The sequence below is a fragment of the Hydrogenophaga sp. genome (genome assembly GCF_965657535.1).
Taxonomy (GTDB): domain Bacteria; phylum Pseudomonadota; class Gammaproteobacteria; order Burkholderiales; family Burkholderiaceae_C; genus Hydrogenophaga.
Window position 1 is genome coordinate 471,887 of record NZ_CBFHOP010000001.1, and the last position, 22,267, is coordinate 494,153.

Consider the following 22,267-nt stretch of genomic DNA (forward strand, 5'->3'; position numbering starts at 1 on the left):
CGCCCAAGCCATTGATTAGGCAATGTATACGGGGAGGCGCAAGCACGGCCGTGGACAAAAGTGGCGAAAATAGCGACAAACGGGCAAGCTTGTCACTGCGGCGCCTCATTAGGACCGTCCAGTTGCCCCCAATTCAATTGTTTTTTCTGCGGCTACCTTGACCATGAATACGTCTACCTTGCTCGATATCTTGTGTTACCCGGACCCCCGCCTGCACACCGTGGCCCGCCCTGTGGCGGCGGTAGACGACCGGATTCGCGGTCTGATCGACCGCATGTTTGCCACCATGTACGACGCCAGCGGCATTGGCCTGGCTGCCACGCAGGTGAATGTGCATGAGCGTCTGGTGGTGATTGACGTGAGCGAAGAGCGCAACCAGCCGATGGTGTTGATCAACCCGGACATTGAATGGGCCAGCCCGGAAAAGCGAAAAGGCGAAGAGGGTTGTCTGTCGGTGCCGGGTATTTACGACGGCGTTGAGCGCTCGCTGGCGGTTCGCGTACGTGCGCTGGATGCTGAAGGAAGGTCACGGGTGATCGAGGCCGAGGGCATGTTGGCCGTGTGCATTCAACACGAAATGGACCACCTGATGGGCAAGGTGTTTGTGGAATACCTGTCTTCACTGAAACAAGGACGCATCAAGTCCAAGCTGGTGAAAGCCCAGCGCGAGGCGATGCGCTCGTGAAGCCTGGCCTGGTGGAACGGGCGGTCCTTTTTGATGGCGACATGTGAACCTACCGCTTCCTGAAAAACGGCTGAATTTGCCAGGCTCCTAGACCCGGCAGGCGTGGTGCGGCGTGTGATGTGTGCCGACGAACCCTTGCCCGACGATTTCGCAGACCTGGAACATTGACCGAGGCTCATGGTGCTGCCTGCACCATCGCCACCGGCGTTTCCCTTCAAGAAGACCCATGAAAATTATTTTTGCCGGTACGCCAGAATTTGCCCGCGTGGCCCTGGAGCGTTTGCAAGCGGCCGGTTTTGACATACCCCTGGTGCTGACGCAGCCCGACCGGCCAGCTGGGCGGGGCATGAAGCTGCAGGCCTCGCCGGTGAAGCAGTTTGCGCTGGACCACCAGATACCGGTGGCGCAGCCCCAGAGCCTGCGCCTGGACGGCAAATATCCCGACGAAGCGGCTGCTGCACGAGACGCCATTGCCGCAGCCCAGGCCGATGCCATGGTGGTCGCCGCCTACGGGCTGATCTTGCCGCAGTGGGTGCTGGACGCACCACGGCTGGGGTGCTTCAACATCCATGCGTCGCTGTTGCCGCGCTGGCGGGGTGCGGCGCCCATTCACCGCGCCATCGAGGCCGGTGACGCGGAGACTGGCGTCACCATCATGCAGATGGACGCTGGGCTGGACACCGGCGACATGCTGCTGGTGGAGCGTCTGTCGATAGCCGCTACCGACACCACCGGCCACCTGCATGATCGCCTGGCCACCTTGGGCGGGCGCCTGATGGTGGAGGCGCTGGAGCTGGCGGCCTGCGGCGGCCTCAAGCCGGTGAAGCAGCCCTCTCAAGGCGTGACCTACGCGCACAAGATTGAGAAGGCCGAGGCCGCTATGGACTGGCAACTGCCCGCTCAGGTGATGGCCCGGCGGGTGCGCGCGTTCAACCCGTTTCCAGGCGCTGCCACGGCGCTGGCGGGCGAGGCGGTCAAGTTGTGGATGGCCGAGGCCGAATCCTCCGGTGCTGCCCCGTCCGGGGCGGTCCCCGGTCAGGTGCTTTCTGTGGCGGCCGATGGCATTCGGGTGCAGACCGGAGACGGCGTGCTGGTGCTGACCGAGCTGCAGCGTGCGGGCGGCAAGCGCCTGGCGGCGGCCGATTTTCTGCGTGGCTTTGCGCTCGCGCCGGGCCAGGTGCTGGACAGCGCGCCCGCGCAGAAGGCGGCAAGCTGATGTTTTTTCTGACCGAAAACCGCCGCCGGCCCGAGTTTTGGGAAGGCGTGCGCGACCAGGCTACCGTGGCCATGGGCATTGGCGCCTGGGGGTTGATGACCGGTGTGGCCATGGTGAAGTCGGGTTTGTCGGTGCTGGAGGCGGTGCTGATGACGCTGATCGTCTACGCCGGTAGCGCGCAGCTCGCTGCCGTGCCCATGATCGCCGCAGGCGCGCCGCTGTGGGTGATCTTGGCGGCCGCGTTTTGCGTCAACCTGCGGTTTGTGGTGTTTTCGGCCCACCTGCGCCCTTACATGATGCACCTGCCGCGCTGGCAGCGCATGGTGTCGGGCTACGTCACCGGCGACCTGAGCTACGTGTTTTTTGCCCGCCGCTACCCCAAGCCCGGCCAAACGCCGGACGAGCTGGCCCGCCAACAGGCCTACCTAATGGGCAATTGCGCGGTGAACTACATCGCCTGGATGCTGGCCAGCCTGGTGGGTATTGCCCTGGCCAACGCCATCCCCACCGAGTGGGGCCTGGGGTTTGCGGGCATTCTGGCGCTGCTGGGTGTGCTGAGCTCGCTGGCCAGTTCCCAGCTGCGCATGGTGTCGGCGGGCGTGGCGGGCGCTGCGGCGGTGGTGGCGTTTGCGCTGCCGCTCAAGCTCAACATTCTGGTGGCCATTGCCAGCGCTGTGGCGATTTGCCTGGTGTTGGAAAAAATGCCCCGCAACCCGCCGCCGGGCGGAGTCCGCCATGTTTGACGTCGATCCCTGGACCTTGCTCACCATCCTGGCGCTGGGCGTCATCACCGTGGTCACCCGCGGGTTTTTCTTCATGTCCAGCAAGCCCTGGACGCTGCCCGGCTGGGCCCAGCGCGGCCTGCAGTACGCGCCGATCGCGGCACTGTCAGCGGTGGTGGTACCCGAAATCGTGATGACGCAGGGCGAGCTGATCCAGACCTGGCAAGACGCCCGCTTGTTTGCCGTGGCGGCCGGGCTGTGCTGGTTTGCCTGGCAGCGCGGCGTGCTGGGCACCATCGTGGCCGGTATGGTGGTGTACCTGCCTTTGAAAATTGGGCTGGGTTGGTGAAGGCTGTGCGTGCAGCCACAGCCCTTTGTTTCTGTGCCGGCGTTTTTTCAGCCTCTCAGCCTCTGAGCCACCAGCGCTGCGCCAACCGCCAACCGGTGATGGACACCGTGCTGCAGATCACCAGCGTCCACAGCGTGTGGCTGGGGTAGTGGGCGCCGCGCAGGGTTTGCACGGAGCCCGCGATCAGGCCGGTGCTGACGATCAAGGCCAGCCAGCGCCAGCCTGGTGCGTGTGCACGCACCGAGCCCGCGGGTGGCAGCAGCCACGGCAGGCACAAGGCGACAAACCCAAAACCGCTGGACGCATGCCCGCCCGGAAAGCAGCGCCCCGGCCCGCCGTCTGCCAGCGCAAGGCTCCAGTGCGACACGTAACGCGCCTGGCCGCCAAACAGCGCCAGATCCCAGGGGCAGCTGGTGCTGCTGCCCAGTTTGATGAGACCCACCAGCAGCAGCGAAAGGCTTACCAGCGCCAGCACCCACAAGCGCTCGCTGCGCGAAATGGCAAAGACCCGTGCATGGTGCGACCGCCCACGGGCGGGCCACAAAGCCCACGCGGCCAGCAGCACCCACAGCAGCGTGCCGGCTTGTCTGAGCCCGTCGTGCAACACGGATTCAAGCAGCCAGGCGCTGCGCAGCGGGAAACCCTGCGGCGTACCGATCCACTGCATGATGGCCAGGTCGCCAGCGCCCACATCCCACAGCACGGTGAGCATGGTGATCAGCGCAAGGCCAATGACCACCGGTGGCCAGGGGTTTGCTTGGGTGCCGTGTGCAGGAAGGCTGGGGCTGTGCATCGTTCGCACTGTGCGGCGGCCGGGTTAAGGGCCGCTTAAGAAGGCGCCGGATAATGAAAGTTCTTTGTTTTTGCGGGCCTTGCGTCCGTTTCTGACATGCGCGCTTTGGTGGTGGAAGACGATCCCGGTATTGCCAGCGGGCTGGCGGCGTCGCTGCGCCAGGCGGGTTACGCGGTGGATGTGTGTGCCAGCTTGCAGGCGGGCTGGGCTGCGTTGTCGGTGGAGCCGTTTGACGTGATGCTGCTCGACCTGGGGCTGCCCGATGGCGACGGGCTTGACCTGCTGGCGCGGCTGCGCCGCCAGACTGAGCGCCCGGCTGGGCGCGAGCGCTTGCCGCATGCCGATATGCCGGTGCTGATCATGACCGCCCGCGATGGCGTGAGCGACCGCATCAGCGGGCTCGACGGCGGGGCCGACGATTACATCGTCAAGCCGTTTGACGCCAACGAGCTGCTGGCGCGCCTGCGCGCCATGCTGCGCCGCGCGAGTGGGCGCAGCAAGCCGGTGATTGAGCACGGTGACCTGGTGCTGGACCCGGCCGCGCACACGGTGCAGCGCGCCGGCGTGTCGGTGGCGCTGGGCGCCAAAGAATTTGCGCTGTTGCTCACGCTGCTGCAGGCGCGGCCCCAGGTGTTGTCCAAGTCGCGGCTGGAGTCGGCGCTGTATGGGTTTGGCGATGCGTTGGACAGCAACGCCATTGAAGTGCATGTGCACCACCTGCGCCGCAAGCTTGGCGAATCGCTGATCAGGACGGTGCGGGGCGTGGGGTACTTCATACCGCGCGAAGCCGATAAGCCGGCGCCCTTGCCATGACGCCCGCCACCGCCACCCGTGCACGCCAGAAGCTGCTGTGGCGTCACCTCTGGGGCTTGACGCTGGGTGCGCTCACGCTGGTCTGGATCACCCTGATGGTGGTGGCTTGGTACACCGGGCACCACGAAACCGAAGAAATGAGCGATGGCCACATGATGGGCGTGGCCCGTTTGTGGCTGGCCGTGTCGCCGGCCGATGTGGGCGCGCTGAGCGAGCCGCTGGCGCGCCAAGGCTTGCGCAGCTACGTGCAGGACGTGGCGGTGATCGAATGGCACGGCGACCAGGTGGTGAACGACACGCACCGCCTGGTGGCCGGGCTGGGTCTGGGCGCCGCGCCGGCACCGGGTGCATCCACCCGGCACTACCAGGGCGTGATGGGCAGCGGCCCTTGGCGCATGGTGGTGGCCGAGGCAGGGGCCACTGCTGAGCCCACGCAGCCCCGCCGCCGTGTGGCGGTGCTCATGAACATGGCCCAGCGGGTGGACCTGGGCCGCGATGTGGCGGAGCATGTGGCGCGCCCGGCGCTGCTGGTGTTGCCCTTGGTGGCGCTGGGCCTGTGGTGGACCATTCGGCGCGGTTTGCGCCCGCTGGACCGCTTGTCCAAAGAAGTGGCCGAACTCGATACGTTTGCGGGCCAGCGGTTGAGCAACCCGCACCGTTTTCGCGAATTTTCCAGCACGGTGCAGGCCATCAACACACTGGTCGACACTCTGCAGACGCGGGCACAGCGCGAGCGCGCGTTTGCCTCCGACGTGGCCCATGAGTTGCGCACACCGCTGTCGGCCATTGCCCTGCAGGCGGGTGCCGCTCAGCGCGAACCCTCGCCCGAACACCTGGCCCAGCTGGAGCATGAGGCGTTGCGCGCCGGGCGCATTCTGACCCAGCTGCTGGACCTGGCACGTGCCCAGCGCACCGACGCGGCTGCCCCGCCTGGCGAGGCCTGGCCCACCCTGGAGCTCGGTGGGCTGGCTGCGGAGTTGATCTCACGCCATGCACAACAGGCCTACGAGACCGGCCATGAACTTTCGCTGCTGCAACCCGACGGGGGCGTGCGCGTGCGTGCCCAGCCCATGCTGCTGGAGCTGGCTCTGCGCAACCTGATCGAAAACGCCTTGCGCCACACGCCCGCTGGCACGCAGGTGTGCGTGGAGGTCTGGCAAACGCCGCAGGCCATGGGCCTGTCGGTGAGCGACGATGGCCAGCGGGATGCCGCCCGCCAGCCGAGCACCACCGCCAGCGCGCCCGTGGCGCCCGCCGATACCGCGGGCCTGGGTCTGGGGCTGCGCCTGGTGGAACGCATTGCCGAGCAGATGGGCGCCCGGTTTTTGCGCGATGACGGAACAAAGCCCATGACCACGCGCTTCACGCTGCGCTGGCCGCGCTGAAGGCCACCCACACAAACGCTGTGTCGGTGCGATGGGCCACCCGCTCTTAAGGCAGGCTTAACCTGGGCTTTTTACGCTGGTGGGGCCAGGCTGTTCTGGCCTGCGAGGTGCTGGCGTGTGGTGGTTTTCTTCTGCTTTTTTCTCACGGCGCTTGGGCGTTGGCGGCGTGTCGCGCGCTCCTGCGGCCGCTGTCCAAACCCCATGGCGCGCGGTGTGGCCGCTGGCGCTGTGGCTCGCGCTGGCAGGCAACGTGCCGCTGTGGCAGCGGGTGGTTGCGCTTGCTGGTTCGCAGGGGCAGGCGTGGGTGTTGCTGAGCGGTCTGGGTCTGCTGGTGGGGGGCGCCACGGTAGCCCTGCTGTCCCTGATTGTCTGGCCTTTTGCCTACCGGCTGCTGGCCTCGGCACTGGTGGTGGTAACGGCCTTCAACACCCACTTCATGCTGCAGTACGGCGCCGTGATCGACCCCACCATGCTGGCCAACGTGCTGCAAACCGATGCCCGCGAAGTGCGCGACCTGCTGTCGCCCGCGTTGTTGTTTACGGTGCTGCTGGTGGCGGGTGTGCCCCTGTGGTGGATCTGGCGCCGACCCCTGCGCACGCGCCGCTGGCTGAAGCAAACGGGGCACAACGCCGGTGGCGCTGTGTTGGGCTTGCTGCTGGTGCTGGTGGCCACGCTGCTCACCTACCAAAGCCTGGCCTCGCTCATGCGCAACCACAAAGACCTGCGCTACATGATCAACCCGCTCAACAGCGTGTACGCCGCCACCCGCCTGGCGGCCGACCAGCTGCCCCATCAGGTGCGGGCCCTGCAGCCCGTGGGTGAAGACGCGCAGCTCGGTGCCACCTATGCGCAGCAGGCAAAACCCCCACTGCTGTTGCTGGTGGTGGGCGAAACGGCGCGCGCGCAAAACTGGGGGCTCAGCGGCTATGAGCGGCCCACCACACCCGCGCTCGCGCGCTGGCAGGCGCAGGGCGATCTGGTGAACTTCAGCCAGGTTCGTTCGTGTGGCACCAATACCCAGGTGTCGGTACCTTGCCTGTTTTCACCGCTCACGCGCGCCCAGGGTGGCGACAAACCGGCCGAACACGAAAGCTTGCTCGATGTGTTGCAGCGCGCTGGCCTGGCCGTACTCTGGCTGGACAACCAGTCGGGCTGCAAAGGTGTGTGTGACCGCGTGCCCAGCGCCAGCACACGCGAACGGCAACTGCCCGGCCTGTGCGAAGGTGGCGAGTGCTATGACGAAGCCATGCTGCACGGACTGGACGAACGCATCGCTGCCCTTGACCCGCAACGCCGCGTGCGCGGCGTGGTGCTGGTGCTGCACCAGATGGGCAGCCACGGCCCGGCGTATTTCAAGCGCACGCCCGCTAACCGAAAACCGTTCATGCCCGAATGCGCCAGCAACACGCTGTCGGACTGCGCGCCCGACCAGCTGGTCAACGCCTACGACAACACCGTCGCCTACACCGACCACTTTCTGGACCAGACGCTGAACTGGCTGCAGCAACGCGCGTCCAGCGGCACGCACGACACCGGCCTGATCTACCTGTCCGACCACGGCGAGTCGCTGGGCGAAAACGGTCTGTACCTGCACGGCGTGCCGTATGCTTTTGCGCCGCAGCAGCAAACCCATGTGCCCATGGTCACTTGGTTATCGCCCGGGCTGCAGCAGCGCACCGGGCTGCGTTCGGACTGCCTGCGTGCACGCGCCGACCAAGCACTGTCGCACGACCATCTGTTCCATTCTGTGCTGGGCTTGCTGGACGTGCGCACCCAGGCTTACCAGCCCGCTTTGGACCTGTTTGAACCCTGCGCAGTCCCGCGCAGGTAGTCAAGCTTGCGGTGCAGGCAAGCTGAGTTCGGCCCGCAGCCCGCCCAGCGCCGAGGTGCCCAGGCGCAGCTTCCCCCCATACAAATGGGCCAGTTCGTCCACGATGGCCAGCCCCAGGCCCGAGCCCGGCACGGATTCGTCCAGCCGTGTGCCGCGGGCCAGTGCGGTGGCGCGGGCTGTGTCGTCGATGCCGGGCCCATCGTCTTCCACCCACACGTTCAGCACGCCGGCTGCGCCTGAGGCGCTCACGCGCACCGCGCTGAGGGCCCATTTGCAGGCGTTGTCGATCAGGTTGCCCAGCATGTCTTGCAGGTCTTGCGTTTCGCCTGCAAACGCCAGCGCTTCAGGCAGGTTGGTGGTGTCCATATCGATTGAGCGCGCAGCATGCACCCGTTGCATCACCCGCACCAAGCCCGTGGCCACCGGCGCTACCGCTGTGCGTTGGCCCGGCAGACGGTGCGCGGCCGCAGCGCGCGAGCGGGCCAGGTGCCAGTCCACCTGGCGCCGTGCGGTGTCGACTTGCTCTTGCACCAGCCCTGCCAATTGATGATCGCTTTGGGGTTGCCGCAGCGACTGCGCCGCGGCCTGCCCCAGCACCGCCAGTGGTGTTTTGATGGCGTGTGCCAGGTTGCCGGCCTGTGTTCGGGCGCGCGCAACAACCTCTGCGTTGCGGTCGAGCACACCATTGAAGTCGTCAATGAGCGGCTGCACTTCGGCGGGGAACCGACCCTGGAGTCGAGCCTCCTGGCCCTCGCGCACACGGCCCAGGGCACGCTGCAACGCGCGCAAGGGCGCCAGCCCCACGGCCACTTGCGCCAGCGCCGCCAGCACCAGCAACGTGCCCAGCACCAGCAGTGATGCGGTGAGAATGCCCCGGAATTCAGCTACTGCCAGCAGGGTGTCGCGGGTGTCGGCGGCCACCATCAGCCGCCAGCGTGCTCCGGCAGGCTCACCCAGGCCAACGGTGCGCTCCCGTATCAGCAGCAGCTCGCCTTGCGGGCCCCTGCCTTCGTGCGTGTGCAAAGCACCATCGGCCAGCGCATCGGCTTGCAGCGCCAGGCTGCTGTCCCATAGCGAACGTGAGCGCAATGCGCCAACGCGCGTCTGGCCGTCGGCGCTCACCCGATCCAGCTGCCAGTAGAGGCCGGAGTACGGCTTTTGCCAGCGAGGATCGGACAGCGCGCGTGCATCGATCACCGGTTGCCCGGTGGCGTCGATGTCCAGTTGCGCGGTCAGCTGCTCCAGTTGTTGCGTCAACGTGGCTTCAAATTGGTGCAGCACATGGGTGCGAAACAGGCCGCTGAGCCATACGCCCGCCAGCAGCAGTGCCAGCACCAACCCGGCCAGCGTTGCGCCCAGCAAGCGCCAGCGCAAAGAGTGGCGCCATGGAAACCAGTTCATGGGCCCAGCTTAACCGGACAAGTCGCCCGGTGGCGCCAGCCGGTAACCCATGCCGCGCACGGTTTCAATCAGCGCGGGTGGCAGTTTCTTGCGCAGGCGGCCCACAAACACCTCAATGGTGTTGGAGTCGCGGTCAAAGTCCTGGGCGTAGATGTGCTCGGTGAGTTCGGTGCGCGACACCACAGCGCCGGGCCGGTGCATCAGGTAGTCCAGCACCTTGTGTTCGTGGCTGGTGAGCGCCACCGCCTGGCCGTTCAGCGTGACGCGGCCACTGCGCGTGTCCAGCGCCAGCGCGCCGCACTGCAGCACCGCCGAGGCCTGCCCGTTGGCCCGGCGGATCAGCGCGCGCAGGCGCGCCAGCAGTTCCTCAACGTGGAAAGGCTTGGTCAGGTAATCGTCGGCGCCAGCGTCAATGCCGGCCACCTTTTCGCTCCAGTTGTCGCGCGCGGTCAGTATCAGCACGGGCATGTTGCGCCCAGCGCCGCGCCAGCGCTTGAGCACCGAGAGTCCGTCGAGCACCGGCAGACCCAGGTCGAGCACCACGGCGTCAAACGCTTCCGTGTCGCCCAGAAAGTGCGCGTCCCGGCCGTTGTCGGTCTCGTCCACCGCGTAGCCCGCATTGACCAGCGTCGAGCGCAACTGCGCGCGCAGCGTGGGTTCGTCTTCAACCAGTAGGACGCGCATGGGGCCGTGTCTCAGCGCTCCCCGCGCTTGGGGTGGCGTTCTTTGCGCTGAATCAGCTCGGCGGTGCGTGCGTCCAGCTTCAGCTTGACCCGCTGTCCACCCGCCTGCAGCAGCTTGATCTCGTAGACCCAGCGGCCGCCGTCGCGCTCCAGTTCCACGTCCAGCACCTGGCCGGGGTGCTCGCGTTCCAGCCGCTCCAGCACGCCGCGCAGCGGCATCACCTCGCCCGCCTGCACCGCCCGGTGCGCCTGCTCGTGGTCGTCGCCAGCCTGGGCCACGGGCCAGGCCAACGCACACAGCAGCGCCCCAGCCATCAGCACGGCGGTTGAAACGCGGGGGAACAACTTGGGCATGGCGCGATTGTCGGGTACCGATGCTGAACGCCCGATGAACGCGGGCTTCAGGTGCCGTTCAAGCACGGGTTTGCACACTGCATCCAACCCTCCTTTTTCAGCACACGCAAATGCCCTTCACCATGCAACCGATCCGTTCCATTTTTGCGGTGTCCAGCCTGCTGCTGGCCTCGCTCGGGTGCGCTGCGGCCCACGCCGCCGACACCAACCCCGCCGCCCAGTTGCAACACTGGAGCGCCCAGGCTGGCAGCCCCGGCAACGCCGCCAAGGGCCAGACCTTTTTCAACGCCAAACACGGCGGCGAATGGTCGTGTGCCTCGTGCCACGGCACACCGCCCACGGCCCAGGGCCAGCACGCCAACACCGGCAAGCGCATTGCGCCGCTGGCCCCAGCCTTCAATCCCAAGGCTTTTACCGACACCGCCAAGGTGGATAAATGGTTCAAGCGCAACTGCAGCGACGTGCTCAGCCGCGTCTGCAGCGCCACCGAAAAGGCCGACGTGCTCGCCTACCTGAACAGCCTGAAATAAGGCGCCCCCAGCCACCTCCAACGTTACGCAGTCCGCCATGCAACACACGCGCCATTTCAGTTCGCTTTTGCTCGCCTTTGGTCTGGGCTTTGCTACGCTCTCGGTGGCCCACGCCGACAGCGCCCGCCTGCTGCCACGCGACATGCCCGCGGCCTACACCGCCGAATGCGCCGCCTGCCACACCGCCTACCCACCGGGCATGCTGCCCGCGCGCTCGTGGCAACGCATCATGACCGGGCTGGACCAGCATTACGGCACCGACGCCGCGCTGGACGCCGCGACCGTGCAGCAGCTCGGCACCTGGCTGCAGGCCAATGCCGCCACCTACAAGCGCGTGGCCGAGGTGCCCCCGCAAGACCGCATCACCCGCTCGGTGTGGTTTGAGCGCAAACACCGCGACATCGAGCCCCCGGTTTGGAAACACGCCAGCGTGAAAAGCGCTGCCAACTGCGCTGCCTGCCACACCGGCGCGGACCAAGGCAACTACGACGACGATGACCTGAAGTTTCCGGCCGGGCTGGACGCCCGCTACCGCCGCGCCTGGAACGACTGACCCTTGGAGCACACCATGAACGCACAACCCACCCGCTGTTCCACGGGGGACGCACCCCGCGACGCTGCGGCCCCCCGCCGCCTCGTTACCGATGCGCCCACGCGCATGTTCCACGCGCTGTTTGCCCTGAGTTTTCTGGGCGCTTACCTCAGCGCCGACGGCGAGCATTTCCGCCTGCTGCACGTCACGCTGGGCTACACCATGGCCGGGCTGCTGGTGTTTCGCGTGCTGTATGGCCTGTTTGGCCCGCGCCAGGCAGGGCTGGGCTTGCTGTGGCGCAAACTCAGTGGCGCACCGGCCTGGCTGCGGTCGGTGCGCAGCGCGCCATCGCTCTCGTCCATCAACTGGCGGCAGGCGCAAAACCTGCTCATGGCACTGGCCGTGGTAGCCCTGCTGGCCATGGTGTTGCCGCTCACCTTGAGTGGCTACGGCACTTACAACGACTGGGGCGACTTTCTGGGTGGCGACTGGCTGGAGGATGTACACGAGTTCATTGGCGAAGCCTTCCTGTTTGTGGTGCTGGCGCACCTGGCGCTGATTGCGGGCCTGAGCCTGCTGCGCCGCAAGAACCAGGCGCTGCCGATGCTCACCGGCCGCGTGGCGGGCCCCGGGCCGAGCCTGGTGCAAAACAACCGCGCCTGGCTCGCCGCCGGGCTGCTGCTGGCGGTGTTGGCCTATGGCGCGTGGGAATGGCAGCAGTCGCCCAACGGGCTGGTGACGGCCCAGGCGCTGAGCAGCCTCACCGCAGGTGGCGACCACGACCACGACGACTGACGCACCGACACGCGCCGGGCCGCCGAAGGGCGGGGGGTGGCCATTTCCTACAATGGTTGGGTTTGCCCTTCCATTGACTTCGACACATTCCACCGCCATGCAATTCATCCGCTTTTCCGACCTCTGCGCCAACGGCCAAGCCGCTGGCCAACGTGTGTTCATCCGCGCCGACCTGAACGTGCCGCAAGACGACGCCGGCCACATCACCGAAGACACCCGCATCCGTGCGTCCATCCCCGCCATCCAGATGGCGCTGGACGCGGGTGCCGCCGTCATGGTGACCTCGCACCTGGGCCGCCCGACCGAGGGCGAATTCAAACCCGAAGACTCGCTGGCCCCCGTGGCCGCACGCATGGGCGAACTCATGGGCCGCAGCATTCCCGTGGTGGCCAACTGGGTTGATGGCGTCAGCGTCGAACCCGGCCAGCTCGTCATGCTGGAAAACTGCCGCCTGAACGTGGGCGAAAAGAAGAACAAGCCCGAGCTGGCTGCCAAGCTGGGCCAGCTGTGCGACATCTTCGTGCACGACGCCTTCGGCACCGCGCACCGCGCCGAAGGCAGCACCTACGGCATCGCCGAAACCGCGCCCATTGCCTGCGCCGGCCCGCTGCTGGCGGCTGAAATGGACGCCATCGGCAAAGCCCTGGCCGCACCGGCCCGCCCACTCATCGCCATCGTCGCCGGCAGCAAGGTCAGCACCAAGCTCACTATTCTGCAAGCGCTGGCCAAGAATGTGGACGGCCTCATCGTCGGCGGCGGCATCGCCAACACCTTCATGCTCGCTGCCGGCTTGAAGATCGGCAAAAGCCTGGCCGAGCCCGACCTGGTGGGTGAAGCCAAAGCCGTGATCGACGCCATGCAAGCGCGTGGCGCTGCGGTACCGATCCCCACCGACGTGGTGACCGCCAAGACCTTCAGCCCCGACGCCGTGGCCACGGTGAAAGCCGCCACCGACGTGGACGACGACGACCTGATTCTGGACATTGGCCCACAGACCGCAGCGCTGCTGGCCGAGCAACTGAAGAAGGCCGGCACCATTGTGTGGAACGGTCCGGTGGGCGTGTTCGAGTTCGCGGCTTTTGAGAACGGCACCAAGGTCATTGCGCAGGCCATTGCCGACAGCAGTGCGTTCAGCATCGCTGGCGGTGGCGACACCCTGGCCGCCATTGCCAAGTACGGCGTTGAAAAGGACGTAGGCTACATCTCCACCGGCGGCGGCGCGTTTCTGGAAGTGCTGGAAGGCAAGACGCTGCCGGCGTTTGAGGTGCTGGCGCGCCGCGCGGAGTAAAACGCAGCGTGCCAGGCGGGGCGCTGGGGGCTACCGCTTTCGGGTGGGTAGCCGCAGCACCACCCAGGCTCCCACAGCGGCCGTGGCCAGCAGCACCAGCTGCACCGCCACGCGGCCGCGAAAACTCCATATGGACAAGCTGACCATCACCGCCATGGACAGCACGGCCACCGTCTTGCTGCGCCGGGTCAGGCTGCGGTCGCGCTCCCAGTCGCGCAGCATCGGTCCGATCCAGCGGTGGTTCAGCATCCACTGGTGCAAGCGCGGCGAGGCCTGGGCGTAGCAGGCGGCGGCCAGCAACACGAACGGCGTGGTGGGCAAGCCCGGCAACACCACACCCAGCGCTGCCAGCGCCAGCGACACCGTACCCCCTAGCCACAGCAGGCCGCGCACCCAGCGCGAGCGGTGCTGGCGGGCTTCGGCCACATGCTGGCTCACAGGCGCCACCACCCCAGCGGGTGCCGCGTCAGCGCCACCGACACCATGAAGGCCAGCACCGCCAGTGCCAGCAGACCAAAACCGAGCTTGTGCCGCCACGTGCGCCCGCGCTTGAGGGCCAACGACCCGAGCACGATGTACACCACCAACAAGGCCAGCTTGGTGCCCAGCCAGGGCTGGTGCAGCGGGTGCAATTGCAGCAGCCACCACAGCGTGGCACCCGCGCTCAGCAGCGCGGTGTCGATCACCACGCTCAGCGTGCGCCACAGGCGCTGCATGGGCCAGCGCAGACCCCCCAGCACACCCAGCCAGCGCAACACAAACAGGCCCGCGCTCAGCGTGACCAGACCTATGTGGGTGTGGAGCAGCGCGGGGTACAGCGTGCCGATGAGGGAGGCTTGCATGGGCGGCTTGGGGCTTGGGATGTTGGCGACTCGGCATTGTGCGTCACCCCTTGGACCGCTCATTGGCGTGCCAGGGATCAGGCTGCGATGTGGGGCGTTGCGCGCATCTGTTCGGGCGTGGTGAAGTAGGCCGACGAAGCGCCCATGCGGTCGCGCGCACGCTCAAGTTCGTGCCGCGCCACGCTGCGCAGGTGTACCTCGTCGGGTCCGTCCAGCAGGTGCAGGGCGCGGCCCCAGGTCCAGAACTGCGCCAAGGGCGTGTCGGGCGAGAGGCCCATGGCGCCGAAGATCTGCATGGCGCGGTCCACCACGCGTGTTTGCAAGCCCGCAGCCACCACCTTGATGGCCGCTACCTGGGCGCGCAGGGCCGCAGGTGTGGTCTGTTCAGGGTGGTCGAGCAGCCAGGCGCAGCGCAGTACCAGCAGGCGCGCCTGGTCAATCTCAATGCGCGACAGCGCGATCCATTCCTGCACGTTGGCGAAGTCCGCGAGGTATTTGCCGAAGGTCTGGCGCTCCAGCGCGCGTTCGGTGGCGAGCGACAGCGCCAGTTCGCACTGGCCGATGGTGCGCATGCAGTGGTGCACGCGGCCCGGACCCAGCCGCGCCTGCGCCATCGCAAAGCCTTCGCCCCAGCCGCCGAGCAACTGATCCGATCGCACCCGTACGTTGCGGAAAACGATCTCGCAATGCCCTTCGGGTGCGTGGTGGTGCACCACGCTGATGTTGCGCACCACATCCACGCCGGGCGAGTCGAGCGGCACCAGCACCATGCTGTGCTGCTGGTGTTTGGTGTCCGGCGCGGCACCTTCGTCGGCCGCGTTGCGTGCCATCACGATCAGCAGCTTGCAGGCCGGATGTGCCACGCCGGTGATGAACCACTTGCGACCGTTGAGCGCCAGTTCATTGCCTTCGCGCCGCACCGTCGTCTGCAGGTTGGTCGGGTCGGATGAAGCCACATCGGGCTCGGACATGGCGAAGGCCGAGCGGATGCGGCCTTCCAGCAGCGGCGTGAGCCACTGCGCGCGCTGTGCCGCTGAGGCGAAGCGGTGCAGCAACTCCATATTGCCGGTGTCGGGTGCGCTGCAGTTGAACACTTCGGCCGCCCAGTGCAATTTTCCCATCGCCTCGGCCAGCGGCGCGTAGTCAAGGTTGTCCAGACGGGTGCCGGGCTCGCCGTCGCGCAGGCTCGGCAGGAACAGGTTCCACAGCCCTTCCTCAAGCGCGAGGGTCTTGAGGTCGTCCAGGAATGGGGGCGGGTAGTCGCCTTGCTGTACCGCCTGGTGCCAGGCGGCGTTGTACGGCAGCAGGTAGCGTTGCATGAAAACTTCCAGCTGTTGCTGGAGTGCCTGCGCCCGGGGGCTGTGCTGAAAGTCCATGCGGTCCATTGTGGGTCGCTCAAGGGGCTTTGTCAGCGCACCGGCGACAGTGTGCCGATCACAGCCCCAGCTGTGCGCACAGCTGGTCCATGCGCTCGCGCACCGCCGGGTCCATGTGCATCACCCGGCCCCATTCGCGCTGCGTTTCGCCGGGCCATTTGTTGGTCGCGTCCAGGCCCATCTTGCTGCCCAGGCCGCTCACGGGCGATGCGAAGTCGAGGTAGTCGATGGGGGTGTGCTCGATGGTGAAGCTGTCGCGTGCCGGGTCCATGCGCGTGCTCATGGCCCAGAGGACTTCGCCCCAGTTGCGCACGTCGATGTCCTCGTCCACGACCACGATGAACTTGGTGTACGTGAACTGGCGCAGGTGGCTCCACACGCCCATCATCACGCGCCGTGCGTGGCCGGCGTAGGCCTTGCGGATCTGCACCACCGCTAGCCGATAGCTGCAGGCCTCGGACGGCAGGTGGAAGTCGGTGATCTCGGGGAACTGGCGTTGCAGCAACGGGATGAACAACTCGTTCATCGCCAGCGCCAGCATGGCGGGTTCGTCTGGCGGCTTGCCGGTGTAGGTGGAGTGGTAGATGGGGTCGCGCCGCATCGTGATGCGTTCAACGGTGAACACCGGGAACTCGGCGCGTTCGTTGTAGTAGCCGGTGTGGTCTCCGTAGGGGCCTTCCAGCGCGTGCTGAAAGCCGCTGGGGTGCGATGCGTCTGGGAGGATATGGCCTTCGAGCACGATCTCGGCCGAGGCCGGTACCTGCAGCGGCACGCCCAGCGCCCGCACGACCTCGGTGCGCGCGCCGCGCAGCAGGCCGGCAAACTGATATTCACTCAGGCTGTCGGGCACCGGCGTCACCGCGCCCAGGATGGTGGCTGGGTCGGCACCCAGCGCTACCGCCACCGGGTAGGGCTGGCCCGGTTGCTGTCGGCCGTGGTCGCGGAAATCGAGCGCGCCGCCCCGGTGCGCGAGCCAGCGCACGATGAGCTGGTTGCGCGAGAGCACCTGCTGGCGGTAGATGCCCAGGTTTTGCCGCGTCTTGTGTGGCCCGCGCGTGATCACCAGGCCCCAGGTGATGAGCGGTGCCACGTCGTCGGGCCAGCAGTGCTGGATCGGCAGGCGCCCCAGGTCCACGTCGGCGCCTTCCAACACCCGGTCCTGGCAGGGCGCCGAGCTGCGCTCTTTGGGGCTCATGTGCCACAGCGTCTTGAGCAGACCGCTCAGGCCGACCATGTCTTTCAGCCCGCCCGGCGCCTGCGGCTCTTTGAGCGCGGCGAGCACTTCGCCAAACTGACGCAGCTCGCCCAGGCCGACCACGCCCATGGCGCGCGCCACGCGGTCGGTGGTACCAAACAGGTTGCCCAGCACAGGCATGCTGTGGCCGGTGGGCCGCTCGAACAGCAGGGCCGGGCCGCCGGCGCGCAGCACGCGGTCGCACAGCGCGGTCATCTCCAGGTGGGGCGAAACCGGCTCGCCCACGCGCCGAAGCTCACCGGCGGCTTCCAGCTGCGCCATGAAATCGCGCAGGTCTTTGTAGGTCATTCGCGCACCATGTCCAGGCCCTGCCAGCGTTCGCTCAGGGTGTGCGGCACGTCCAGCAGATCGAGCACACGCGCCACGCTGGCGTCCACCAGATCGTCGATGCTCCGGGGGCGCAGGTAAAAGGCGGGCATGGGTGGGCAGACGATGGCGCCCATTTCGGTCACGGTGCACATGTTGCGCAGGTGGCCCAGGTGCAGCGGTGTTTCGCGCGCCATCAGCACCAGGCGGCGGCGCTCCTTGAGCATCACATCGGCGGCGCGGGTGATCAGGTTGTCTGAGAGGCCGTGGGCGATGGCCGCGAGCGTGCGCATGGAGCAGGGCGCGACCACCATGCCATCGCAACGGAACGAACCACTGGCCGGGCCAGCGCCCAGGTTGGCCGCATCGTGCAGGGTGTGCACCAGCGGGCGCAACGCGTTGGGCGCCAGGTCGAGTTCGTGCTTCAGCGTGAGCCAGCCCGCGTCGGACACCACCGCGTGCAACTGCACGCCGGGCACAGAGGCCATCACCTGCAGCAGGCGCCAGCCATACACCGCCCCGCTGGCCCCGGAGATGGCCACCAGCAGGCGCCGTGGAGCGGGAGGACCGTCAGGCATCGGCCGTGGCCTTTTCGGCGGTGCGCGCGCGGGGCAGGGCGGCACTCACGGCCTGCAGTACCTGCTGGGCCTGTGCGGGGTCAAAGTCTTCGTGCTGGCGCTTGCGCACGCCATAGGTTTGCAGCTGGTGGTGCTGCGTGGGTGTGATGCCGTGGCGCGCCAGGCTGCTTTTCACGCACACCAGTGGGCAGCCGTCGAGCGCCACGATGGGCCTGCCCGAGTGCGCCGTCTTCAGCAGCGAGGGCACGTCGCCACCCACGCCGGCGATGCACGACATCTCGGCCAGGCCGCTGCGGTCCAGCCGCACGGCCACAAAGTTGGCCAGCTGCGCGGCGCTGGAGCAGCCCGAGCAGGCGTAGACCAAGGGGCGGGCGTGGTCAGTGGCTGCCATGGTGGCTCCCGGGCATGCCCGATGGGCGCAGCCGCTGCAGTCGCGCCAGCAGCGCCGAGGGCGTCCACCAGCCCCGCTCAAACACCGGCAACTCCAGCGCGTCGAGCGCGTTCTTCACCACCAGACCCAGCTCGGTGTCGCCCTCCATCGAAAGGCGCCGGTTGAAGAACAAGGTGTCGGGGTCGTCCAGCCGCTGGGCCAGGCGCAGGAAGTCGTGGGCGTTGGCGCTCAGGGTGAGCTCGGTGCTGGCCTGTGGTGTGCGGGCGCGGAACATGCCGCCCTGCCACGCAAAGTCGAAGCGCAGTCCAGCGTCGCGCACATGGATGCGGATGCGCTGGCCTTGCAAGCGTTCGCACACGTCACCCGGTAGTTGCCGCACCAGCACCCCGTTGAGCCCGGCGACCAGCAGCAGCGAGCCGGGGTAAGCAGGCAGGCGCGACAGCACGGCGGCCACCGGAGGTGCAAGGGTGCGGCGCTCGGCCTGGGCAGTGGTGTCGGGCATGGGGATCAGATGAATGGGGTGGCGTTCAGGCCACATAGATCAGCAAGGTGAAGAAATGGCAGGCGCTGCCGCCCAGCACGAACAGGTGCCAGATGCCGTGGGCATGGCGCAGCCGGTGGTCGTTGGCATAGAAGGCGATGCCCAGGGTGTAGAGCGCGCCACCGGCGGCCAGCCAGGCAAAGCCGGTCGGGCCCAGGGCCTGCCACAGCGGTACCACAGCCACCAGCGCCAGCCAGCCCATGAGCACGTAGATCACCAACGACAGCACGCGGTCCCCGCGCGCCAGCCAGATTTCTTGCACGATGCCCAGCGTGGCCAGTGCCCACACCACGCCCAGCAGCGACCAGCCCCACGCGCCTTGCAGCGACACCAGCGCAAACGGCGTGTAGCTGCCGGCGATCAGCAGGTAGATGCTGCAATGGTCCAGCTTCTGAAATACGTTCTTGGCCCGCCCGCGCAGCGCGTGGTACAGCGTGGAGGCGAGGTAGAGCGCCACCAGCATGGCGCCGTAGACGCTGAAGCCGACGATGCGCCAGGGGTCGCCCTTGAGCGAGGCGCTGGTGATGAGCGTGGCAGCGCCGGCCACGGCCAGCACGGCACCCACCAGGTGGGTGATGCTGTTGAAACGTTCGCCGCTGTGCATGGGTGTCAGGCGGCCACCCGCACGGCGGGTTCCACGCGGTCCTGGCCGGGCTGGCCGTGCCAGTAGCCGTTGCAGTCGGCGTCCGGCAGCATGGGCAGCAACGCAGCACGGGCTTCAAGCCCCGAGAGCGCGCCCTGCCGAACGGCGTCGTACAGGCCGATCACCGCTGCCGTGTGCTGCGACTGTGGGCTGATGCGCGCCATGTCTACGCCGAGGGCCAGCAGGTCGTCCCAGGCGTCGATCAGGCTGTGCACCCGGGCCGACTGCGTCTGGATGCCGTTGAGCACCAGGAACGCCGCCTGCTCACGGGTCTTGAGCATCAGACCGTCGGGGTGGTCGAGGCAGCTGAACTGGCAGTCGTCCTTGGGCAGGTTGCGGTGGCGCGCCGTGAAGCAGCGGGCCGAAAAAGCCAGCGGCAAGCGGCCGTGCACAAACACCTCGGTCTGCAGGCCGGCCGGGCGGTCGTGCTGCAGAAGCGCGAGGTCCTGGCGGGGCATTTCCAGCGGTGCCACCCAGCGCGCCGCACCCAGCGAGGCCATCCACACGAGGGAGGGGCTGTTGTAGATGTTGAGGTGCGGGCCCGCCACAAACGGGCGCTGGCCCGCCACGGCGCTCACCGCGCCCATGTCGTTGGCTTCGATGCCGAAATCGGTGTTCGCTGCGATCTTCTGCATCGCGCTCGCGTCGGAGCCCGACTCCAACAACACCATGGTCGACAGCACCACGGTTTTGCCGGCATCGCCCAGCAGCTGCGCCACGTCCAGCCAGTCGGACAGACGCAGCTCGTGGCGCCGCGAACAGGTGACCTCGCCGAGGTAGACCGTGTCCACCGGCGTCGCGGCCATGGCCTCATAGAAATCAAACACGGTCTGGCGCGGCCAGTAATACTGCAAAGGTCCGAGAGACAGTTTCATTTCAGTGGTGTCCATGTGTGGGGCGGCCCCTCACCCCAGCCCGCTCCACAGCCGGGCGAGGGAGTCACAGCCGGGGAGCGGCGATCCCGTCCCTCTCCGAAGCGCGCGGATAACCCAGCGCACCCGTGGAACCGGCTTCGCCGGACCACAGGGTGCGTCCCCCTGGGGGGAAGCCGCGCAGCGGCGCAGGGGGGAACCACCAGCTACTTCCATTTGCGGTGATACGCCCCGAGCGTGTGTTGCTGGCCCTCGGCCACCTGGTCGAGCGAGGCCATCCAGCTGCCCTTGGGCGTGTAGTGCTGGGGCTGGGCCAGGCAATCGTTGATCGCTTCGCGCCAGACCTTGGTGACCTGCCCGACATAGGCCGGGCTGCGCTGGCGCCCTTCGATCTTGATGGCGCGCACGCCCATTTGCAGCAGTTGCGGCAGCAGCGCAAGCGTGTTGAGGCTGGTCGGTTCTTCGATCGCGTAGTAGCTCGTGTCGGCTTCCACGTCAAAGCGGCCCTTGCACAGGGTGGGGTAGCCCGCGCTTTCGCCCGGGGTGTAGCGGTCGATCAGCACGCCGTTGAGCCGCGACTCCAGCCCCTGCGGCGTTTCTTGCCAGCGCACCGCTTTGGCGGGCGAGCACACGCCGTGCGTGTTGGGTGATTCGCCGGTGACGTAAGACGAGAGCGCGCAGCGCCCTTCCACCATCACGCACAGGCTGCCAAAGCCGAACACCTCGATCTCCACCGGCGTCTTTTGCACCACCTGGCGCACCTGCTCTAGCGACAGCACGCGCGGCAGCACCGCACGCGAGATACCAAACTGCTGGTGGTAGAAGTTGATGGCATCGGCGTTGGTGGCTGAGCCCTGCACCGACAGGTGCAGGCGCAGCTTGGGGTGCTGCTCGTTGGCGTATCGCATCAGGCCGGGGTCGGCCAGGATCACGGCGTCCACACCCAGATGCACCGCCTTGTCCATCGCCTGGCGCCACCGCTCCGGGTGGGCTGCCTGGGGATAGGTGTTGAGCGCCATGAACACCTGGCAACCGCGCGCGTGGGCGTAGGCCACCCCCGTGGCGATGGCTGCGTCGTCAAAATTTAAGCCAGCGAAATTGCGCGCGTTGGTCGCATCCCGCAGGCCGAGGTAGACGCAGTTGGCGCCGTTGTCCACCGCCGTCTTGAGCGCGGGCAGACTGCCGGCGGGGCAGACGAGGTCCAGGGTGGCGGTCGGTGGCGTCATCGGTAGGGAAGCCTTGGTGGTTCGGATGTGAAGCGGGCGCGACGTTAGCAGCGCAACCGCCTGCAACCGTTGACCCAGGTCAAACCGCTCATGGCTTGACCTGGCACAAACAGCCTGCGGTCAAGGGCAGCAAGCGGCCGCTTGGGGCTCAAACTGCGGGAACAGCAGGTTGTTTTCCAGGTGGATGTGGCTGATCAGGTCGTCTGAGAGCTGGGCAATGCCGGCGTAGAGCGCGCGCCAGGTGTTGCAGGCGCCTGCGGGCGGTGTGGCGTCGTGGCTCAGGGCCATCAAGCGCTCCAGCTGTTCACCGTGGCTGGTGTGCTCGTCGCGCATCACGCCAATCGGGTGGCGCACCATGGGCGTGCCGCCGGCCTTGAGCATGGGGAACAGCACGGTTTCTTCTTTTTCCATGTGTTCCAGCAACTCGGCTTCCATGGCTTCCAGGTGGGCGGCGAGGCCCACCGGCACGTCGGGGCTGTCTCGGTGCACGGCTTCCACCCGGCGGGCCATGCGGATCAGCTCCGGCAGTTGCTCGCGGTGCACCGCGTGGTAGCGCTCCAAAATGTGATCGATCATTTCGCCGGGTGCCTGTGGGGCCGCTTGTGCCGCCGGGCGGTCGAGCTGGGCGAGTTCGGCCAGCACCGCGTCCAGCGGCAGACCCTTGGCTTCGCAGGCCGTTTGCAGCGCCACCTGGCCGCCGCAGCAAAAGTCGAGCTTCAGGCGGCGAAACACGGCGGTGGAGCCGGGCAGGTTGACGGCGATCTGGCCAATGGCTTGCTGGGCGCGGTCGTCGGTGGGGTGGTCAAGGGTGGCGGTGGCGTGGCTCATGGTCTGGGTCCTTAAATGTTCATTTGGTATGA

Annotated in this window: 26 protein-coding genes; 11 read left to right on the forward strand and 15 right to left on the reverse strand. The window is 67.2% G+C overall.

The genetic code is table 11. The features are described from left to right. Window positions 1-163: 163 nt before the first annotated feature. The 4 genes from def (at window position 164) to ACTG4K_RS02300 (ending at window position 2,972) form a co-directional block, all read left to right on the forward strand. Entirely contained in the window at window positions 164-685 is a 522-nt protein-coding gene (def, locus tag ACTG4K_RS02285) for a peptide deformylase (RefSeq protein ID WP_439112575.1), read from the forward strand. A 226-nt stretch (window positions 686-911) separates the two neighbouring features. Continuing rightward, window positions 912-1,901 (forward strand): methionyl-tRNA formyltransferase, encoded by a 990-nt coding sequence (gene fmt, locus ACTG4K_RS02290; protein ID WP_439112576.1) that lies wholly within the window; start codon window positions 912-914, stop codon window positions 1,899-1,901. Next, window positions 1,901-2,644: an AzlC family ABC transporter permease gene (locus ACTG4K_RS02295; RefSeq protein ID WP_439112577.1), complete on the forward strand. Its 744-nt coding sequence runs from the start codon at window positions 1,901-1,903 to the stop codon at window positions 2,642-2,644. Before fmt ends, ACTG4K_RS02295 begins: the two co-directional genes overlap by 1 nt. Continuing rightward, complete coding sequence (locus ACTG4K_RS02300; protein WP_439112578.1) at window positions 2,637-2,972, forward strand: AzlD domain-containing protein; 336 nt, start codon at window positions 2,637-2,639, stop codon at window positions 2,970-2,972. The genes ACTG4K_RS02295 and ACTG4K_RS02300 overlap by 8 nt, the downstream gene beginning before the upstream one ends. A gap of 55 nt (window positions 2,973-3,027) precedes the next feature. Here the strand turns inward: ACTG4K_RS02300 and ACTG4K_RS02305 are convergent, their stop codons facing one another. Next, window positions 3,028-3,765, reverse strand: coding sequence for a phosphatase PAP2 family protein (locus tag ACTG4K_RS02305; protein ID WP_439112579.1), 738 nt, complete (start codon window positions 3,763-3,765; stop codon window positions 3,028-3,030). A gap of 96 nt (window positions 3,766-3,861) precedes the next feature. Here ACTG4K_RS02305 and ACTG4K_RS02310 point away from each other — a divergent pair, with 96 nt between their 5' ends. The 3 genes from ACTG4K_RS02310 (at window position 3,862) to ACTG4K_RS02320 (ending at window position 7,794) form a co-directional block, all read left to right on the forward strand. After that, on the forward strand, window positions 3,862-4,578 hold the full coding sequence (locus ACTG4K_RS02310; RefSeq protein ID WP_439112580.1) for a response regulator: 717 nt from the start codon (window positions 3,862-3,864) through the stop codon (window positions 4,576-4,578). After that, window positions 4,575-5,963: a sensor histidine kinase gene (locus ACTG4K_RS02315; RefSeq protein ID WP_439112581.1), complete on the forward strand. Its 1,389-nt coding sequence runs from the start codon at window positions 4,575-4,577 to the stop codon at window positions 5,961-5,963. Before ACTG4K_RS02310 ends, ACTG4K_RS02315 begins: the two co-directional genes overlap by 4 nt. A 115-nt stretch (window positions 5,964-6,078) precedes the next feature. Next, complete coding sequence (locus ACTG4K_RS02320; protein WP_439112582.1) at window positions 6,079-7,794, forward strand: phosphoethanolamine transferase; 1,716 nt, start codon at window positions 6,079-6,081, stop codon at window positions 7,792-7,794. Here the strand turns inward: ACTG4K_RS02320 and ACTG4K_RS02325 are convergent, their stop codons facing one another. The 3 genes from ACTG4K_RS02325 to ACTG4K_RS02335 are packed head-to-tail and all read right to left on the reverse strand — an operon-like array spanning window position 7,795 to window position 10,232. Next, window positions 7,795-9,195 carry a sensor histidine kinase gene (locus ACTG4K_RS02325; RefSeq protein ID WP_439112583.1) on the reverse strand — a complete coding sequence of 467 codons (1,401 nt, stop codon included), beginning with the start codon at window positions 9,193-9,195 and terminating at the stop codon, window positions 7,795-7,797. Window positions 9,196-9,204: 9 nt separating this feature from the next. Next, window positions 9,205-9,879, reverse strand: a complete 675-nt coding sequence (locus ACTG4K_RS02330) for a response regulator transcription factor (protein ID WP_439112584.1) — start codon at window positions 9,877-9,879, stop codon at window positions 9,205-9,207. Between the two features lie 11 nt (window positions 9,880-9,890). Further along, entirely contained in the window at window positions 9,891-10,232 is a 342-nt protein-coding gene (locus ACTG4K_RS02335; RefSeq protein WP_439112585.1) for a PepSY domain-containing protein, read from the reverse strand. Between the two features lie 122 nt (window positions 10,233-10,354). Between ACTG4K_RS02335 and ACTG4K_RS02340 the strand changes: the two genes are divergently transcribed. The 4 genes from ACTG4K_RS02340 (at window position 10,355) to ACTG4K_RS02355 (ending at window position 13,377) form a co-directional block, all read left to right on the forward strand. Then, the gene (locus ACTG4K_RS02340) at window positions 10,355-10,762 is read left to right on the forward strand and encodes a DUF1924 domain-containing protein (protein WP_439112586.1); all 408 of its coding nucleotides are present in this window, start codon (window positions 10,355-10,357) and stop codon (window positions 10,760-10,762) included. A 37-nt stretch (window positions 10,763-10,799) separates the two neighbouring features. Then, window positions 10,800-11,315: a diheme cytochrome c gene (locus tag ACTG4K_RS02345; protein ID WP_439112587.1), complete on the forward strand. Its 516-nt coding sequence runs from the start codon at window positions 10,800-10,802 to the stop codon at window positions 11,313-11,315. A 15-nt stretch (window positions 11,316-11,330) separates the two neighbouring features. Then, the gene (locus ACTG4K_RS02350) at window positions 11,331-12,089 is read left to right on the forward strand and encodes a cytochrome b/b6 domain-containing protein (protein WP_439112588.1); all 759 of its coding nucleotides are present in this window, start codon (window positions 11,331-11,333) and stop codon (window positions 12,087-12,089) included. A gap of 97 nt (window positions 12,090-12,186) precedes the next feature. After that, window positions 12,187-13,377 carry a phosphoglycerate kinase gene (locus tag ACTG4K_RS02355; RefSeq protein ID WP_439112589.1) on the forward strand — a complete coding sequence of 397 codons (1,191 nt, stop codon included), beginning with the start codon at window positions 12,187-12,189 and terminating at the stop codon, window positions 13,375-13,377. 30 nt (window positions 13,378-13,407) lie between these two features. Here ACTG4K_RS02355 and ACTG4K_RS02360 read toward each other — a convergent pair whose 3' ends face one another. The 11 genes from ACTG4K_RS02360 to ytfE form a co-directional block, all read right to left on the reverse strand. Then, complete coding sequence (locus tag ACTG4K_RS02360) at window positions 13,408-13,803, reverse strand: YbaN family protein (RefSeq protein ID WP_439112590.1); 396 nt, start codon at window positions 13,801-13,803, stop codon at window positions 13,408-13,410. Between the two features lie 8 nt (window positions 13,804-13,811). Beyond that, window positions 13,812-14,219 (reverse strand): SirB2 family protein, encoded by a 408-nt coding sequence (locus tag ACTG4K_RS02365; protein WP_439112591.1) that lies wholly within the window; start codon window positions 14,217-14,219, stop codon window positions 13,812-13,814. Between the two features lie 77 nt (window positions 14,220-14,296). Beyond that, window positions 14,297-15,595, reverse strand: a complete 1,299-nt coding sequence (locus tag ACTG4K_RS02370; protein WP_439112592.1) for an acyl-CoA dehydrogenase family protein — start codon at window positions 15,593-15,595, stop codon at window positions 14,297-14,299. A gap of 58 nt (window positions 15,596-15,653) precedes the next feature. Beyond that, window positions 15,654-17,138: a UbiD family decarboxylase gene (locus ACTG4K_RS02375; RefSeq protein WP_439112593.1), complete on the reverse strand. Its 1,485-nt coding sequence runs from the start codon at window positions 17,136-17,138 to the stop codon at window positions 15,654-15,656. Next, window positions 17,135-17,734: a UbiX family flavin prenyltransferase gene (locus ACTG4K_RS02380; protein ID WP_439112594.1), complete on the reverse strand. Its 600-nt coding sequence runs from the start codon at window positions 17,732-17,734 to the stop codon at window positions 17,135-17,137. Before ACTG4K_RS02380 ends, ACTG4K_RS02375 begins: the two co-directional genes overlap by 4 nt. Then, on the reverse strand, window positions 17,727-18,125 hold the full coding sequence (locus ACTG4K_RS02385) for a putative zinc-binding protein (RefSeq protein ID WP_439112595.1): 399 nt from the start codon (window positions 18,123-18,125) through the stop codon (window positions 17,727-17,729). The genes ACTG4K_RS02380 and ACTG4K_RS02385 overlap by 8 nt, the downstream gene beginning before the upstream one ends. Next, window positions 18,112-18,627 carry a ubiquinone anaerobic biosynthesis accessory factor UbiT gene (gene ubiT, locus ACTG4K_RS02390; protein WP_439112596.1) on the reverse strand — a complete coding sequence of 172 codons (516 nt, stop codon included), beginning with the start codon at window positions 18,625-18,627 and terminating at the stop codon, window positions 18,112-18,114. Before ubiT ends, ACTG4K_RS02385 begins: the two co-directional genes overlap by 14 nt. A 25-nt stretch (window positions 18,628-18,652) precedes the next feature. Further along, window positions 18,653-19,270, reverse strand: coding sequence for a PAQR family membrane homeostasis protein TrhA (gene trhA, locus ACTG4K_RS02395; RefSeq protein ID WP_439112597.1), 618 nt, complete (start codon window positions 19,268-19,270; stop codon window positions 18,653-18,655). A 5-nt stretch (window positions 19,271-19,275) separates the two neighbouring features. Beyond that, a complete protein-coding gene (gene ubiV / locus ACTG4K_RS02400) occupies window positions 19,276-20,184 on the reverse strand; it encodes a ubiquinone anaerobic biosynthesis protein UbiV (RefSeq protein ID WP_439112598.1) in 909 nt (302 codons plus the stop codon). Window positions 20,185-20,387: 203 nt separating this feature from the next. After that, complete coding sequence (gene ubiU / locus ACTG4K_RS02405; protein WP_439112599.1) at window positions 20,388-21,407, reverse strand: ubiquinone anaerobic biosynthesis protein UbiU; 1,020 nt, start codon at window positions 21,405-21,407, stop codon at window positions 20,388-20,390. A 120-nt stretch (window positions 21,408-21,527) separates the two neighbouring features. Beyond that, window positions 21,528-22,235: an iron-sulfur cluster repair protein YtfE gene (gene ytfE, locus ACTG4K_RS02410; RefSeq protein ID WP_439112600.1), complete on the reverse strand. Its 708-nt coding sequence runs from the start codon at window positions 22,233-22,235 to the stop codon at window positions 21,528-21,530. Window positions 22,236-22,267: the final 32 nt, after the last annotated feature.